The sequence below is a fragment of the Veillonella sp. 3627 genome, from assembly GCF_003992195.1.
Lineage (GTDB): Bacteria > Bacillota > Negativicutes > Veillonellales > Veillonellaceae > F0422.
This window is the reverse complement of sequence record NZ_RQVG01000002.1, coordinates 116,353-132,603: the sequence shown is the minus strand read 5'-3', so window position 1 is coordinate 132,603 and position 16,251 is coordinate 116,353. Positions and strand designations below refer to the sequence as shown.

General features: G+C 40.3%; 15 protein-coding genes. 13 read left to right on the top strand and 2 right to left on the bottom strand.

Annotation, left to right across the window (positions count from 1 at the left end; all coding sequences use genetic code 11):
• Nucleotides 1-134 precede the first annotated feature (134 nt).
• The 12 genes from EO114_RS01920 (at nt 135) to EO114_RS01865 (ending at nt 14,217) form a co-directional block, all read left to right on the top strand.
• The gene (locus tag EO114_RS01920; RefSeq protein ID WP_164723737.1) at nt 135-1,136 is read left to right on the top strand and encodes an AraC family transcriptional regulator; all 1,002 of its coding nucleotides are present in this window, start codon (nt 135-137) and stop codon (nt 1,134-1,136) included.
• 92 nt (nt 1,137-1,228) lie between these two features.
• On the top strand, nt 1,229-1,864 hold the full coding sequence (locus EO114_RS01915) for a MotA/TolQ/ExbB proton channel family protein (RefSeq protein ID WP_009353689.1): 636 nt from the start codon (nt 1,229-1,231) through the stop codon (nt 1,862-1,864).
• Complete coding sequence (locus EO114_RS01910; protein WP_009353705.1) at nt 1,851-2,246, top strand: biopolymer transporter ExbD; 396 nt, start codon at nt 1,851-1,853, stop codon at nt 2,244-2,246. The genes EO114_RS01915 and EO114_RS01910 overlap by 14 nt, the downstream gene beginning before the upstream one ends.
• A gap of 12 nt (nt 2,247-2,258) precedes the next feature.
• Nucleotides 2,259-3,032 carry an energy transducer TonB gene (locus tag EO114_RS01905; protein WP_009353703.1) on the top strand — a complete coding sequence of 258 codons (774 nt, stop codon included), beginning with the start codon at nt 2,259-2,261 and terminating at the stop codon, nt 3,030-3,032.
• 33 nt (nt 3,033-3,065) lie between these two features.
• On the top strand, nt 3,066-4,826 hold the full coding sequence (gene hutW, locus EO114_RS01900) for a heme anaerobic degradation radical SAM methyltransferase ChuW/HutW (RefSeq protein ID WP_127061200.1): 1,761 nt from the start codon (nt 3,066-3,068) through the stop codon (nt 4,824-4,826).
• A gap of 318 nt (nt 4,827-5,144) precedes the next feature.
• Nucleotides 5,145-5,657, top strand: a complete 513-nt coding sequence (locus tag EO114_RS01895; RefSeq protein WP_009353675.1) for a flavodoxin family protein — start codon at nt 5,145-5,147, stop codon at nt 5,655-5,657.
• Nucleotides 5,658-6,029: 372 nt separating this feature from the next.
• Nucleotides 6,030-6,980 (top strand): aspartate carbamoyltransferase catalytic subunit, encoded by a 951-nt coding sequence (locus EO114_RS01890; protein ID WP_009353673.1) that lies wholly within the window; start codon nt 6,030-6,032, stop codon nt 6,978-6,980.
• Nucleotides 6,964-8,253, top strand: a complete 1,290-nt coding sequence (locus tag EO114_RS01885) for a dihydroorotase (protein ID WP_062401988.1) — start codon at nt 6,964-6,966, stop codon at nt 8,251-8,253. The genes EO114_RS01890 and EO114_RS01885 overlap by 17 nt, the downstream gene beginning before the upstream one ends.
• Nucleotides 8,250-9,317 carry a glutamine-hydrolyzing carbamoyl-phosphate synthase small subunit gene (gene carA / locus EO114_RS01880; protein ID WP_127061198.1) on the top strand — a complete coding sequence of 356 codons (1,068 nt, stop codon included), beginning with the start codon at nt 8,250-8,252 and terminating at the stop codon, nt 9,315-9,317. Before EO114_RS01885 ends, carA begins: the two co-directional genes overlap by 4 nt.
• Nucleotides 9,318-9,319: 2 nt before the next feature.
• Nucleotides 9,320-12,517: a carbamoyl-phosphate synthase large subunit gene (carB, locus tag EO114_RS01875; protein WP_370447300.1), complete on the top strand. Its 3,198-nt coding sequence runs from the start codon at nt 9,320-9,322 to the stop codon at nt 12,515-12,517.
• A 6-nt stretch (nt 12,518-12,523) separates the two neighbouring features.
• On the top strand, nt 12,524-13,291 hold the full coding sequence (locus EO114_RS01870; protein ID WP_009353720.1) for a dihydroorotate dehydrogenase electron transfer subunit: 768 nt from the start codon (nt 12,524-12,526) through the stop codon (nt 13,289-13,291).
• The gene (locus tag EO114_RS01865; protein ID WP_009353691.1) at nt 13,291-14,217 is read left to right on the top strand and encodes a dihydroorotate dehydrogenase; all 927 of its coding nucleotides are present in this window, start codon (nt 13,291-13,293) and stop codon (nt 14,215-14,217) included. Before EO114_RS01870 ends, EO114_RS01865 begins: the two co-directional genes overlap by 1 nt.
• A 177-nt stretch (nt 14,218-14,394) precedes the next feature.
• Here the strand turns inward: EO114_RS01865 and EO114_RS01860 are convergent, their stop codons facing one another.
• Both EO114_RS01860 and EO114_RS01855 read right to left on the bottom strand, forming a co-directional pair.
• Complete coding sequence (locus tag EO114_RS01860) at nt 14,395-14,961, bottom strand: SHOCT domain-containing protein (protein WP_009353687.1); 567 nt, start codon at nt 14,959-14,961, stop codon at nt 14,395-14,397.
• Nucleotides 14,962-14,966: 5 nt separating this feature from the next.
• On the bottom strand, nt 14,967-15,479 hold the full coding sequence (locus EO114_RS01855) for a DUF805 domain-containing protein (RefSeq protein ID WP_009353721.1): 513 nt from the start codon (nt 15,477-15,479) through the stop codon (nt 14,967-14,969).
• Between the two features lie 247 nt (nt 15,480-15,726).
• Between EO114_RS01855 and EO114_RS01850 the strand changes: the two genes are divergently transcribed.
• Nucleotides 15,727-16,227 (top strand): hypothetical protein, encoded by a 501-nt coding sequence (locus tag EO114_RS01850; protein ID WP_009353650.1) that lies wholly within the window; start codon nt 15,727-15,729, stop codon nt 16,225-16,227.
• Nucleotides 16,228-16,251: the final 24 nt, after the last annotated feature.

The following is a 16,251-nucleotide window of genomic DNA, read 5'->3' as shown; positions in this document are numbered from 1 at the left end:
ACAATCATTGCTATTTATAAATATAATGAGTGTTAGAAATGATACTCAGATTAAAGTAGGCGATGTAATTCGGCAAAAGAGGCCCATTTGTTAGTCGTATGAGACAGCAAATGGGCTTTTTTAGAGGAGAAAATATGAATCAAAATAGTATACATGCTGTAGAAAAGTTTAAACCAAAGGTGATGGATTTAGATTTGCTATCTAGTACAGAGGTGGAACATGGCACCATTTATGAGATGAATACGCCTCGAGGTAAGGCCAAGATGTATAGTTATCCTGTATTCGGTGGAGTAGAATTGACGTTCCAAGAGGTGACCATGAAAGAAATCCGTCACCGTGCAAAACCCTTAGATGGTATGTTTGAAATCCATTATTGCAAAGAAGGGCGTATTGAGTGCGCCTTTGATAATGGAAAAGTATTATATATGGATGAAAACGATATTTCTGTAGGGTGGAAAGAGTCACCTAGCTATGTGCACTCTACAAAGTTTCCTACCTCTTATTATAAAGGTATCAATTTATCTATTTATATCCCCAAGGCCCAAGAGATGGTGAATAAGTTCGTAGGACATGATCGGATTGATCTTCGTGACATATGTAATCGCTTTTGTCAGGATTTTGAATTTGGGTTTGTATGTCGTAGAGAATCTAAACTTAGTGACATTTTTAAAAGTTTATATGATCTTCCCGATGAAGTGATGCCACAGTTATTTCAATTGAAATGTATGGAAATCATATTGTTATTAAGTACCATCGCATCAGATAATGATTGCTGTATGCCATATTTTGAACGAAAACATGTGGAAAGTGTGAAACGTATGCACGAATTTTTGATGAAAAATTTGCACAAAAAACCGACTATTGAAGAGTTGGCAAAAACATATGGATTAGCACCGACAGCATTGAAAAAATGTTTCAAAGGGATTTATGGTAGTAGCATTCATCAATATATTAAGCACATGCGGATAAAGGAGGCGGCAAAGGATTTAACTAATACAGATGATAGTATTCTCAGCATAGCTAACCGATATGGCTATGAAAATGCTAGTAAGTTTGCAGAAGCATTTCGGGTTATTATGGGACATAAACCTAGTGAATATAGGAAAATAAATAAAATGTCGGAATGGATTAAGTAGAAGCTATTTAGAGTAGATTTGAAATTATTAAATTTGATATTATAAGTATAAGCTGATAAAAATTATCATATTTTTTTAATGGAGGTAATAATATGGACAGCCTTTTATACATTGTACATTTATTTAACAGCGGTGGATTAGTAATGTATCCATTGGTTATTTTGTCAATCATTGTGATCGCAATTGGAATTGAGCGTTATACGTATTTCAAAGCTAATACTGCATTGCTAAAGGAATTTAGTCATGATGTGTATTTTGCAATAAAAGATAATGATTGGAAGAAAGCGAAAGAGTTATGTGAGGCAAATCAAACGGCAACTGGTCGTATCTTGAATGCAGGATTAACATACTCCAAAAACGAAACAAGTATGAAAAATGCGTTTTCCGAACAAATGATGATTGAAGCCTCTCATTTAAAAATTCATTTGGACTACTTAAGCGCTATCGTAACAATTTCTCCATTATTAGGTTTATTAGGTACAGTATCTGGTATGATTGGCACGTTCAGTGTATTGGATAATGGTGCTGGTGCATCCGCTATTTCTGGCGGCGTTGGTGAAGCCTTGATTGCCACAGCAACTGGTTTGTTAGTGGCTATCTTATCATTCTGTGTGTACACATACTTCAGTCATCGTATGGATGCAATTATCAATGATACAGAAACTTTATCTGTAGTGTTATTAAATGGTATGAAAGAACAATGGAGTGATTCTCATGTTTCAAAATAGTCGATTAAAAATGAAACCTGAGTTCATGATTGTGCCAATGATCGATATCATTTTCTTCTTACTGGTTTTCTTCATGATGAACAGTATTGAAACGGTGGCACAAAAGTCCTTGGGTGTACAATTACCGCAAGCACAATCAGCAACACAAGTCAAACAAAGTCCTATCATTCTTACATTGGATAAAGAAGGACATATCTTGATTGACTCTAAACCATATAGTATCGATGAAGCTCGTAACTATATTACAAGCAAAATTGGAGAAAATCCAAATACAGCGGTACTATTACAAGCAGATAAAAATACGCAACATGGATTCGTGGTTGCCATTATGGATATGCTAAAAACGATTGGGGTTAAGAAGTTCTCAATTGCTGCTAGCTAGAAAGGATGACACATGGAACAATATATTTCCTGGAAAAAATCCTACATAATCTCTGTTGTAATCCACATTGTCCTAGCTGTTGTTTTAGGTATTGCTTTAGTATCCGTAGTAGAGCATAAACAAACCGAAAATGCTTTTGAAATTGACATGTCTATTTCCGACGATTTAAAAGCATCCGCAGGTGGCGGTGGCGGTGGCGGCGGGGTATCTTTCCCTCAACCACTTTCACAAGAAGTTGTACAAGCTAAAGTACAAGCAGCGCAACAAAGTTTATCATCTCCGGTGCCAGTTGATGATGCTGTGAATGTGCCAACATCTACCAACGCAGCTACAGGTGCAAGTGATGGAACATCTACAAACCAAGGTACTGGTGGTGGATCTGGTGGCGGTAACGGAACAGGAAACGGTACTGGCGATGGTAGCGGTAACGGCTCTGGTAGCGGTGGTGGATCTGGCTCTGGCAGTGGCGGAGGTAATGGAGATGGTGTAGGTACTACATCTGGTAATGCACCGTTTGACTGGGCAGGATTTGTGGCTACTGTACAAGCCCAAGCACAAGGTACGTACCCTGCAATGGCAGTAAAACGTAACTTACAAGGTAGTGTTACAGTTAGCGTAACCATTGATGCGAGCGGTAATATAGCCTCTGTTTCGGCAGGTGGCGGACCTGGTATTTTAAACAGTCATACCCAAGATGTTGTCTATGGCATAGGCAATTATCCAAATGGTAGTGGCTCATCAGTATCAAATACATTCACAGTGTACTACACTTTGAATGGTGACTAGTGCAAAGGCACAAGAAATAATTCAGGAGGAATTATGGATTTAAAAAGTTTATTTGACTCCATGTCGGAGGAACAACGTAATATTCAACTTGGTTTTGATACGGCAACGCCGTTGACGCATGCTTTTACAAGCAAACGTGCGGTACATGCTGGTCTAAGTGGTCGTCCTTTAGAAAAGGATGAGGCACAACGTGTATGGAATGAATTAATGCAACAACCGCCTGTTCCAGGGCAAATGCAAACGGCATATATTCATATTCCATTCTGTCAAACTAAATGTACCTATTGCGGATTCTATCAACATGCTACGAATCAAGATGCAGAAGATAAATATGTAGATATGTTATTGAAAGAAATGCAAATGGCTGCCGATCAACCGCGGTTCCGTGATGGTTTGATTCACACTATCTTTATTGGTGGTGGTACGCCAACATCATTATCTGCTAATAATGCAAAACGCATGTTGTCTGCCATCCAAGAATATTTCCCGTTGGCCAATGACTATGAGTTGACATTAGAAGGTCGTATTCACGACTTGGTGCCTGAAAAAATGGATGTATGGATGAGCCACGGTGTCAACCGTATGTCCTTAGGGGTACAGTCTTTCCATACTCACGTACGACGTCAATTGGGACGTTTAGATGATCAAGATACAGTGTTGTCTCGATTAGAACAATTAAAAGCATACCAACAATGTTCTGTAATTGTGGATTTAATCTATGGTTTACCAGATCAAACGATGGATGTGTGGATGGAAGACTTAAAACTTCTTGAACAATCCGCAGCAGATGGTATGGATTTGTATCAATTAAATGTTTTTGAAAATAGTGATTTACAAAGCTTAATTGAACGCGGCAAAGTAAGCCCAGCAGCTACCACTAAAGAACAAGCATTAATGTATGAGGCAGCTGTAAAATACTTGATGAAACGTGATTTTACACGTTTAAGTGCAGCTCATTGGAGCCGTGCACCGCGTGAACGCTCAATGTACAACACTATGGCGAAAGCGGGATACCCAATGTATCCATTTGGTTGTGGTGCTGGTGGTAATTTAGGTGGATACATGACAATGTTACACCGTGTATTGCCTCCATATGAGGCTCTTGTAGAAGAAGGTAAAAAACCATTTATGGTTCTCATGAAACAATCTGAACTACAAGAATTCTCTAATTATGTAATCAGTTCCTTGGAACGAGGTGTTTTAAATCTAGACACTTTGATCGAAATGGATTCAAAATTAGAGGACTTACGTTGGTTGCTTGATACTTGGGTAACTCGTGGTTTGATGGAATATAATGGCGTATTATATCGCTTAACAACGGCTGGTGGATTCTGGAATGTCAATATTACACAAACCGTTATTGAATGTGTTCAGTACATCTTAACGGGTGAAAGCACATTGTTACATGAAAATATTGCGGCTCAAAACCATGGTGGTAGACCAAAAGATCATCCACATGTAGGTGGTGGTCATCCTGAAGGTGTGGCGAAACATCCACAGGGAGCAGGCGGTCATCCAGCAGGTGTTCCAAAAGGACATCCAGAAGGAGTACCAATGGGAGGACATCCAGCGGGCGTGGTGAAACACCCACATGGGGCAGGCGGACATCCAGCAGGTATCCCAAAAGGGCATCCAGAAGGAGTACCAATGGGAGGACATCCAGCAGGTGTACCTAAGCATCCACATGGAGCAGGTGGACATCCAGCGGGCATTCCAAAAGGGCATCCTACAGATATGGAAACTACACGTGCTCATGGCACAGTAGGACATAGTCCATTTAAGAAAAATATTTAGGTAGTATCTATTACAGGTGAACTCCTACACACCTTACCAAACCAAACAATATAGTTTCCTGTAATAGTTCTATAGCCACTCATAGAGTGGAATCAGGTATACCAGGTCAAAGTTGGTAGGCTGCATCATACTATAGTACGTTTAAAATCACTTCAGTAATAAGAGTGCAGTATCCGCAGGCAATGCCTGCGGATGTATATCTGATAAAGGAACATTGTGCCTTAGGCTACAATGTTAGATACAAAAATAATGATATACTATTTATAGTATTTATATGTTATGTAAAAGGAGCGCACTTCCTAGAAGTGTGGAAAATGAATGAAAGCAATCGTAGTTTACTCAAGCCGTACAGGCAATACAAAATTAGTAGCAGAAGCTATGGCAAGTGCTTTGCCTGCTGGTACACCATGTGTATCTGTGAAAGAAGTTCCAGCTGATTTAGCATCTTACGATGTAGTATTTATGGGTTTCTGGGCAGACCAAGGTAACGCTGATAAAGCGGCACAAGCAGTACTTAAAGAAATCACAAATGAAAAAGTAGCTTTATTCTGTACTTTAGGGGTTCCTCCAGTATCTCCTCATGCACAAGAAACTGTAGAAGCAGCTGCGAAATTGTTACCAAATGGTCAAACACCAGTAGGTTACTTCAAATGCCAAGGTAAAGTAGATCCGAAAGTAATCGAAATGATGTACAAAATGTTCCCAGAAGGCCATAACCATGGTAAAAGCCCTGAACGTGATGCACGTCATGCACAAGCTGCATCTCATCCAGACGAAAACGACTTAGCTAATGCAAAAGCATTTGTTGAAGAAGTTATTGCTAAATTATAAGTTTTCTACCTATGTAATAGGTTGCAATATAATAACACTCCGAAAAAGACTGCCAGAAATGGCGGTTTTTTTCATTTACGAAGATAACATGCTAGTATGTGTATAGATAGTATAAAATGTAAATAAATCTCTTGACGTATAAGCGTCCTTGCTTTATAATACTTATAAGCTTAATGAATCGGTACGAGAGACCGAAGAGCGTAATTTGAACCTTTTAAATTAGTCCTGTGAGGCTAGTAAGGGAACGTAGTAGGAGTCTTTACCTATATCTATAGGTGTACTCTATAATAGAATCACTATAACTATGCGACCTCTTGCCTTACGGCAAGGGGTCTTTTTGCGTGTAATAGAAGTACTACAAAGGAGGCTATGATGGGAGAAATCAGCTTAAAAGGTAAGCACCTATTAGGACTGCAAGGTCGGTCAAAAGAAGAAATTGAACTCATTTTACGTGTAGCTAAAAAAATGAAAAAAATTGTTTTATCGGACAATAAGAAACATCCATTATTAAAAGGCAAATCTATTATTAACTTGTTTATGGAGAATAGTACACGTACAAGAAGTTCTTTTGAGTTAGCAGGTAAATATTTAGGGGCTGATGTCATCAACATTTCCAAGAGCGGTAGCTCTATGGCAAAAGGGGAAAGTTTCCGTGACACATTATTAACGATGTCTTATATGGGAACAGACGCCATCGTAATGCGCTCTAGTGAAGAAGGAGCTCCTTTATATGCCACAAAATGTGTGGATCCAATTATTATCAATGCTGGTGATGGAGCTCATGAGCATCCAACACAAGCCTTATTAGATATGTACTCTATCTTAGAACATAAACCTACATTAGAAGGTTTAAAAGTAGTTATCATAGGCGATATCATGCACAGCCGTGTAGCGCGCTCCAATATTTATGGATTAAAAACAATGGGTGCTGACGTGCATCTAGCTGGTCCACGTACGTTAGTATACCCAGAACTAGAAAAATTGGGTGTTACAGTTCATCATGATGTACGTGAAGCTGTGAAAGATGCAGATGTGGTAAACGTATTGCGTATCCAATTAGAACGGATTCACTCCGCGTTATACCCAAGTAATCGTGAATATGCACGTATCTTTGGGATTAATAAATCTGTGTTAGAAAATGCAAAAGATGATGTATTAGTATTGCATCCAGGACCAATGAATAGAGGGCTTGAAATTGCGCCAGATGTGGCGTATGGTGATGCATCAGTAATCCAAGAACAGGTGCGTAATGGTGTAGCCATCCGTATGGCGATTTTATACTTAACAATTATCGGAGGTGACGGTAGTGAGCTTGCTGATTAAAAATGGTACGGTAGTTAACCCGGCAAAAGGACAACATGAAGTAGCAGATATTCTTGTAGAAAATGGTGTAATTGCAGCAATTGGACAAAATTTACAAGCGAATCAAGCAGAGGTATACGATGCAACAGGTCTTATCGTAGCTCCTGGATTAATTGACATTCACACGCATTTGCGTGAACCAGGTCAAGAAGCAAAAGAAGACTTTCACAGTGGTACACAAGCGGCAGCAGCAGGTGGATTTACACGTGTTGTAACTATGGCAAATACAAACCCTGTTGTGGATAACGCTCCACTAGTACGTGGATTGCGTAAACAAGCGGAATTGACAGGGGTTGTAAAAGTAGATTTTATGGGCGCTGTGTCTAAAGGCTTGCAAGGAAAAGAACTTGCAGAAATGGGTGATATGGCAGAAGCTGGTGTAGTAGGTTTCTCCGATGACGGACATTATGTAGAAAGTGCTGCTTTCATGCGTCGTGCTTTAGAATATTCATCCATGTTTGGAAAAATGGTTGTAGACCATGCAGAAGAATGTAGCTTAACTTGTGAAGGTCACATGCATGAAGGTATCGTTTCCTATGAAATGGGTGTAAAAGGTCGCCCAGCTGTGGCAGAAGATTTAGCGGTAGCTCGTGATATTATGCTAGCAGAAATGACTGGTGGACATATCCATATTGCACATGTGAGTACAAAAGAAGCTGTCGATCAAGTACGCCGTGCGAAAGCAAAAGGAATCAAAGTAACTTGTGAAGTAACAAGCCAACATTTAGTATTCACAGATGAATATTTACGAGATTATAATCCAGACTTTAAAATGGCTCCGCCAATTCGTTCTGAAGATCATCGCCAAGCGTTGTTAGAAGCATTACAAGATGGCACAATTGATGCAATAATTACGGACCATGCACCACATGCGTACGAAGAAAAAGATGTGGAATTCTGCTGTGCAGCGAATGGTTTCACAGGATTGGAAACATCCTTTGCGGCAGTAATTACACATGTATTAAAAACAGGTATCCTCACAATTGATGAAATCATCAATTTAATGAGTACTAAACCAGCTCAATTAATCGGAGTAGACGGAGGCGTACTTGAAGTAGGAAAACCTGCGGATATCTCAGTCCTTTCTTTAGATGAAACTTGGACTGTAGATAGAAATAAATTCTACACTCGTGGTAAATCATGTCCATTTGATGGTATGACAGTCACTGGTAGAGCAAAATTAACAGTAGTAGATGGACAAGTTGTAATGAAAGACGGGGTTGTAATCGGGTGACAGGAAAACTGGTATTAGAAAATGGAACTATCTTTGAGGGCACATTGCTGGGGGGCATGCCAATCGTTGGCGAAGTAGTGTTTAATACAGGGATGACGGGATATCAAGAGATTTTAACAGATCCGTCATATGCAGATCAAATTATTACTTTAACTTACCCATTAGTAGGCAATTATGGTGTCACACGTGAGGTAGATCAATCTTCTAAGCCCTATTGCAAGGCAATGATTGTAGGAGAATTGTGTACGTTCCCTAGTAATTGGCAAAATGAGGGGACATTTGAGGAATATATGAGAAGCCATGGTATTCCATGTTTATACAATGTGGATACACGTGCAATTACACGTGCTATCCGCAGCCATGGCGTGATGAAAGGGGTTATTTGCCCAACAGATACACCACAAGAGAAAATCGATGCTTTATTAGCGCAACTACTAGCGACAGATCACATTATGCGTGTTACCACAAAATGGGAAGGTCGCCGTGGTCAAGATACAGCTGAGTTTCATGTAGCCGTGTACGATTTTGGTGTGAAAGAAAATATTCTTCAATCTTTGGAAAACGAAGGGTGTCGATTGACAATTTTCCCAGCTCATACAAAAGCTGAAACAGTGATGGCTTGCAATCCTGATGGAATCTTCTTGTCCAATGGACCGGGAGACCCGAAAGACGTACCTGAAATTGTTGAAGAAATAAAAAAATTAGTAGGCCAAAAACCTATTTTTGGTATTTGCATGGGACATCAACTGATTGCTCGTGCATTTGGTGGTGAAACGTATAAGTTGCGTTTTGGTCATCGTGGATCTAACCATCCAGTAAAAGATTTAGATACGAATCGTGTTCATATTACCTCTCAAAATCATGGTTATGCAGTTGATGAAGCAAGCCTAGAGGGTTCTGGATTGCGCGTATCCCATCGCAGTGTGAATGATGGTACTGTAGAAGGATTAGTGCATAATGAATTGCCGATTATGTCGGTACAATATCACCCAGAAGCATCTCCGGGGCCAACTGATAATGTATATTTGTTTGAACGTTTTAAAACATTGATGAGAAGAGGTTAATGATGGAAAAGAAAAAAGTTCTTGTAATTGGTTCTGGTCCAATTATTATCGGGCAGGCAGCTGAGTTTGATTATGCAGGCACACAGGCTTGTCAATCTCTTCGTGAAGAAGGTTATGAAGTTGTATTAGTGAACTCCAATCCGGCTACTATCATGACAGACCGTGATATTGCGGACCGTGTTTATATTGAACCGATTTCTTTGGAGTTTGTTACAGAGATTATCCGTAAAGAACGCCCATATGGTGTGTTGGCTACATTAGGTGGACAAGTTGGTCTCAATATGGCGGTAGAACTGTCAGAGGCAGGAGTCCTTAAGGAGTATAATGTAAAATTATTGGGTACTACTTTAGAGGCTATCAAACAAGCGGAAGACCGTGAATTGTTTAAAGAGGCAATGAAACGTATCAACCAACCTGTGCCAGAATCTGATATTTTCAGTGATGTGGCGGAGGCAGTGGATTTTGCCAATCGTATTGGATACCCTATCATCATCCGTCCTGCCTATACACTAGGTGGCACAGGCGGCGGTATTGCTCATAACGAAGAAGAAATGTACATGATTGCTCTTCGTGGCATCAAGCTTAGTCCAATCCATCAAATTCTTGTAGAACGATCTGTAGCTGGTTGGAAAGAAATCGAATACGAAGTGATGCGTGACCGCGCAGATAACTGTATCATTGTATGTAATATGGAAAACATTGACCCAGTAGGGGTTCATACAGGTGATTCGGTGGTAGTAGCACCATCTCAAACCTTGAATGATACACAGTACCAAATGTTGCGCACTGCCTCTGTGGATATCATTCGCTATCTTAAAATTGAAGGCGGTTGCAATGTGCAATATGCCTTAGATCCATATAGCAATCAATATTATGTAATCGAAGTAAATCCACGTGTGTCTCGCTCTTCTGCATTAGCCTCTAAAGCAACGGGATATCCCATTGCTAAGGTAGCGGCGAAGGTTGCTATCGGCATGACCTTAGATGAAATTACAAATGCTGTTACAGGAGAAACAAAAGCGTGCTTTGAACCATCCTTGGACTATGTGGTAACAAAATTTCCTCGTTGGCCATTTGAAAAATTTAATTTGGCGGATCGTACGTTGGGAACACAAATGAAAGCCACTGGCGAAGTTATGGCTATCGACAGAACCTTAGAAGGTTCTCTATTAAAAGCCATTCGTTCTTTAGAAATTGGATTAGATCATATTGAACTGAAAAAGATTGCTCATGAAACGCCTGAGCAACTGATTGAACGATTACAATTAGTGGATGATGAACGTCTCTATGTCATCGCTCAAGCTCTTCGTGTGGGTATTAGTGTAGAGAAAATCTGCTATATTACAAAAATAAATTCTTTCTTCATCAATAAAATTAAAAATATTATATTAGTAGAAAAAGATTTGGCTACTAATGGTGTAACAGAAACAAATTTAAAAACTGCGAAGCGTTACTCTTTCCCAGACAAAGTCATTGCTAGATATGCAAATTGTAGTGCAGAAGACGTATTGGCAAAACGCAATGAATGGAATATTCATCCAACCTATAAATACGTAGATACCTGTGCCGCAGAATTTGAAGCGCACACACCATATTATTACAGTGCCTATGCCACAGAAGATGAAGTAGTACCACGTGGTGAAAACAGCGTTATCGTTCTTGGTTCCGGTCCAATTCGTATCGGACAAGGGGTAGAATTTGATTATTGCTCTGTTCATTCCTCTTGGGCATTGCGTAAAGCGGGCATGAAATCCATCATTATTAACAATAACCCAGAGACAGTAAGTACAGATTTTGATACATCTGATAGCTTATACTTTGAACCGTTGACAGTAGATGATGTGATGGAAATTATCCGCAAGGAGAAGCCGGTAGGGGTTATCGCTCAGTTTGGTGGACAAACAGCCATTAACTTAGCAGGACCGTTGGCTGCACGGGGTGTAAACATTCTAGGTACATCTGTAGACAGCATCGATATGGCAGAAGACCGTGAACGTTTCGATGAATTATTGGCAAAATTGGAAATTCCTCGTCCAGTAGGGGCGTTGGTGACTAGCGATGAAGAAGCCTTAGAAGCAGCAAAACGCTTACAATATCCATTGATTGTCCGTCCGTCTTATGTACTAGGTGGTCGTGCTATGGAAATTGTATATAATGACCAAGAATTAGATCGTTATATGAAAGAAGCTGTAGTAGCATCGAAAGATCACCCAGTGTTAATCGACCGCTACATGGTAGGCATGGAAGTAGAAGTAGATGCGATTTCTGATGGTATCGATGTATGCATTCCGGGTATTATGGAACAAGTGGAACGAGCAGGGGTACACTCTGGTGATTCTATTGCGGTATATCCAGCACAACATTTGTCGGAAGAGTTGACGAATCAAATTGTAGACTATACTCGTCGCATTGCTCAAGGTTTGCAGGTAAAAGGGGTACTCAATATCCAATATATTGTGGTCAATGATGAGTTACATGTTATCGAAGTAAACCCTCGTTCTAGCCGTACAGTGCCTTTCATTAGTAAAGTAACCGGTATCAACATGGTGGAGTATGCAACACGAATTGCTTTAGGAGAAACCTTGGAAAGCTTGGGATTACCAACTGGATTAGTGCCAGCCCGTCCACATGTGGCTGTAAAAGCACCAGTATTCTCCTTCTCAAAAATGGGGTTGGTAGAAATTGCACTAGGACCAGAAATGAAATCTACTGGAGAAGTAATGGGAATTGGCCGTACTTATGCAGATGCCTTGTTCAAAGCGATTCACGGAGCCAATATGCGCATTCCAGATAAAGGCAATATTTTGATGACCGTAGCCGATCGTGATAAAGAAGAAGCAGCCCGTTTGGCAAAAGGTTTTATCGAATTGGGGTACCACATTCAAGCTACAGGTGGTACTGGTCGTTATTTCACAGAACACGGTGTAGATTGCACTATAGTGAATAAGCTATCTGAAGGTAGTCCAAACTGTGCAGATGCTATTCGTGAAGGTAAAGTAGATTTGGTGCTAAATACCCTAACCTATGGTAAACAACCAGAACGAGAGGGATTCCAATTGCGTCGTTTAGCTGTAGAAATGGGCGTACCATGCTTAACATCTTTGGATACAGCTCGTGAAGTATTACATGTTGTAGCTAGTCGAGCTACCGCAGGTGATGCTATTACAGTGGATGCAGTGCAAGATTATGAAATGGAGTAATCATAAATGAGTGGATATGTAGAAATGGGTCGAGTGATTCATAACACCCAAATAGGCAGTGATGTATGGAGAATGTCCATATATGCACCCAAACAAGCAAAAGAGGCACAACTAGGACAGTTTTGCAATGTTCGCGTCACAGGGGGCACAGCTCCCTTGTTGCGCAGACCTATCAGTTATGCCGGCTTTGATGCCGAAGCAGGTACCATCGACTTATTATATCGTGTGGTAGGTAAAGGTACAGAGATTATGACTCAGCTACGAGAAGGGGATACCTTAGATTGCTTGGGACCATTAGGTCAAGCTTTTACCACTGCAGACCGCATGTTATTAGTGGGTGGTGGTGTTGGAATTGCGCCTATGCTATGTATCGCTGATCGGTTACAACCAGGTCAAGAGGCTCATGTGATATTAGGATTCCGTAATGCAAGTGAATCATTTTGGGCTGATTTATTTAAAGATAGTCCTGTGACTGTACACATCACCACAGATGATGGCTCACTGGGTACTAAAGGATATCCTACGTCTGTGATGGAAACGCTGATGAGAGAAGAGCAGTTTCATGCGGTCTTGACATGTGGTCCTACACCAATGATGAAAGGGGTAGCCGCTGTAGCTCAACAAATGGGAGTGCCTTGCCAAGTGTCCTTAGAGGAACGCATGGGTTGTGGTACCGGTGGTTGCGTAGGCTGTGCATGCCAAGGTAAAAGTGGCACACGATATAAAGTGTGTAAAGATGGTCCTGTATTCCCTGCTGAGGAGGTGTTTTTCTAATGGCTACTGTAGATCCTAAATTAGCAGTGGAGTTCTGTGGTATCTCCATGAAAAATCCTATTGTAGCAGCATCGGGCACTTTTGGGTTCGGATTGGAATATGATGGATATTTAGACCTTGATACAGAGGTAGGGGCGATTTCTGTAAAAGGTTTAACACCTACTCCTCGACCTGGTAATGCTGGTGTACGTATCGCTGAAACACCATCTGGGGTGTTGAACTGTATCGGATTAGAAAATCCAGGAGCAGAAGCATTCGTAGCAGATATATTGCCAAATTTAAAACAATATGATGTGCCAATTTTTGCCAATATCTCTGGTAATACACTGGAAGAGTACGAATATATGGCAAAAACATTGACCGTCGAAGGTGTAGCAGCCTTAGAGGTCAACATTAGTTGTCCTAATGTAAAATGCGGAGGTATGGCATTTGGTGTGCAGGCGGAGAGTGCGGCTGCTGTATGTAAAGCGGTAAAAGGGCATACAGATTTGCCAGTAATTATGAAATTATCACCCAATGTAACAGATATCGTAGAGATTGCTCGTGCTGTAGAAGCGGCAGGTGCAGATGGTATCAGTATGATTAATACCCTATTAGGGATGTCTGTAGATCTACGGACTCGTAAACCATTATTGGGGAATATCTATGGTGGTTTATCTGGTCCAGCTGTGAAACCAGTGGCATTGCGCTTAACACATCAAGTGGCACAAGCTATTGAAATCCCAATTATGGGGGGCGGCGGCATCATGACTGGTGAAGATGCCTTAGAATTTATGCTAGTAGGAGCTGACATCGTGTCTGTGGGGACGGCAACGATGGTAGATCCACGAGCTATTGGCATCATCGCTAGTGAAATGAGTGCTTATTGTGAAAGCCAACACATCGATCATGTATCGAACTTAGTTGGTGGTATTATTATGCCTTAATAAGAGAAAATGTATATCTCCTGTAATAGGTTTATAGTGTCAGCAATACATCTAAAATCAGAGTGGTTATCAGGAAATATATCGATACAGGGAAAGCCTTAAAGAAGAGAACTTTGAATACAATACAGAAAAGGACTGTTCCAGTGAAAGAGACACTGGCAACAGTCCTTTTAGTGTTTAAATTTTATTGAGTAATTCTTCTTTTTTCTGTTGAAATTCTTCGTTGGTTATGGCTCCTAGGTCAAGGAGCTCTTTTAGTTGTTTGATACGAAGGATGGGATCATCCAGGGCTGATACTATATCAGATGTGGTAGTATTCTCTGATGTATCCTCTACTTCAATGGTAGCAGTTTCCACTGGAGGACCTGCATCGATGGCAGCTTTCACAGCAGCTGTATTAACCCATAAGCCACGTTGTTGTTGATCATAATCGTAGGCTACAGTGCCACGAGATTCAATCCAGGCTTGTAAATTTTCATTTACTAAATTAGTCAATACATCTAATGTGGCAAGACAGGTATCTCGACCTTGAATGAGCAAGACTCGATGGGTACGACTCACCTCTTTGTTGTCGATATGATCGATATCTGTATCATAAAACTTAGCACGTGTACCATAGCGACCACGATACGTAAATAGACCTGTTTTTGTGTTGTAAGTAATTTTAACTTGCAATGTATGACCGCCAGGGGCATAGCTTATGATATGGTCTGGAGTTTGCGTGAACCAATCGAAGAGTCCCATAATCACTATCCTTTCTTACGTTTGCTTGGCCAAGGACTAGGAGGTCCGTAGCGATTGTTTCCAGTAGAACCAGGGAAACAAGATAAGAATCCGTGTATAATTACTACAATAATAGTGTGCAGAATATAAATATTCTTTAATGGTAGATATAAATTTGTACAAATAATATACATACCCAATAGTATACCAAGGAGACGACCTGGTAATCCGATGTCATTGAATCGTCGTATGTATAGGGTATAGTATAGAGGGAGCAATATGATATATCCTGCGTAAGCTAATGCTTTGATGCCAAAATAAGCCGGCAATATGACAACTACATCTAATAGTTGTTGGATAAACATATTAAAAATATGCATAGTAGCAGATAAAAATAGTATGCCAATGATAAATTGAAATCGATTCATCCGACCTGATGAATTTAATACGCCATGACTGTGTGGTTCTAGCGCAAGTAAAAGAAAGAGGGCTGCTACACCTACTAGAAATGATAGGCCCATATTAATCAGTATGTCCATAAGGAACCTCCTTATATGCTATGAATAAGTATAGCATAGATTAGGATATATGGCGAACTGTGGTCAAATGGAATGAAATTGAAATAGATTCTTCATTAAAATATTAAAAAAATAGAGTAGTATAAAGAAAGTTAGCAGAAAAAAATAGGCAAAATAGCGGTTCATTGGTATAATAGTAAAGATAGTAAGAAATAGGTTCACTTTTTTCTTTCTAACTACGATTATATAGTTATGAAAGGAGGAATGTATGAAACCTGTAACAACACCTATGGAAAAACGCATTCGCATGGTTCGTGCTTGGTTAGATGCAGCAGCTAAGTCCTATGCTACAAAGGGAAGTGTGAAGGGGAACTTTCATTTATTCTTGGCTCAAGCAGAGATGAAGCAAATGAATGAGGGTAGACCCTCTATTGTGTCCTACGCACAACGAGCTATGTTAACTATTGCATTAGTAGGAGTCATAGGGGTAACACATTGGTGGCTATCACAACATGAAGCAGGGAACGTAACACATACTCCTGTCATAGAAACAAAGGTAGAGGTGAAACCTGCACCTGTGTCTTCCACAGTGGTAGTGAAAGAATCACCAACCATAGAACAGGCTGAACCTAAGCCCGTAGAGACGGTGATAGAAACCAATCATGTTGTAACAACACAGCCCAATGTAGAACCTAGAAAAGATCCTACTATTAGCTCGAAAGACATGGTACATGCAGTGCAAACTGGTGGACGTATTTTGCGAGATTAGCACCTTTTATATTCTAAGGAGGAA

Excerpts from the sequence above, each read along its gene's own strand:
- EO114_RS01905 (WP_009353703.1), top strand. The coding sequence starts at position 2,259 with ATGGAACAATATATTTCCTGGAAAAAATCCTACATAATCTCTGTTGTA.
- EO114_RS01870 (WP_009353720.1), top strand. The coding sequence starts at position 12,524 with ATGAGTGGATATGTAGAAATGGGTCGAGTGATTCATAACACCCAAATA.
- EO114_RS01890 (WP_009353673.1), top strand. The coding sequence starts at position 6,030 with ATGGGAGAAATCAGCTTAAAAGGTAAGCACCTATTAGGACTGCAAGGT.
- hutW (WP_127061200.1), top strand. The coding sequence starts at position 3,066 with ATGGATTTAAAAAGTTTATTTGACTCCATGTCGGAGGAACAACGTAAT.
- EO114_RS01850 (WP_009353650.1), top strand. The coding sequence starts at position 15,727 with ATGAAACCTGTAACAACACCTATGGAAAAACGCATTCGCATGGTTCGT.
- EO114_RS01915 (WP_009353689.1), top strand. The coding sequence starts at position 1,229 with ATGGACAGCCTTTTATACATTGTACATTTATTTAACAGCGGTGGATTA.
- carB (WP_370447300.1), top strand. The coding sequence starts at position 9,320 with ATGGAAAAGAAAAAAGTTCTTGTAATTGGTTCTGGTCCAATTATTATC.
- EO114_RS01895 (WP_009353675.1), top strand. The coding sequence starts at position 5,145 with ATGAAAGCAATCGTAGTTTACTCAAGCCGTACAGGCAATACAAAATTA.
- EO114_RS01910 (WP_009353705.1), top strand. The coding sequence starts at position 1,851 with ATGTTTCAAAATAGTCGATTAAAAATGAAACCTGAGTTCATGATTGTG.
- EO114_RS01860 (WP_009353687.1), bottom strand. The coding sequence starts at position 14,961 with ATGGGACTCTTCGATTGGTTCACGCAAACTCCAGACCATATCATAAGC.
- EO114_RS01920 (WP_164723737.1), top strand. The coding sequence starts at position 135 with ATGAATCAAAATAGTATACATGCTGTAGAAAAGTTTAAACCAAAGGTG.
- EO114_RS01855 (WP_009353721.1), bottom strand. The coding sequence starts at position 15,479 with ATGGACATACTGATTAATATGGGCCTATCATTTCTAGTAGGTGTAGCA.
- EO114_RS01865 (WP_009353691.1), top strand. The coding sequence starts at position 13,291 with ATGGCTACTGTAGATCCTAAATTAGCAGTGGAGTTCTGTGGTATCTCC.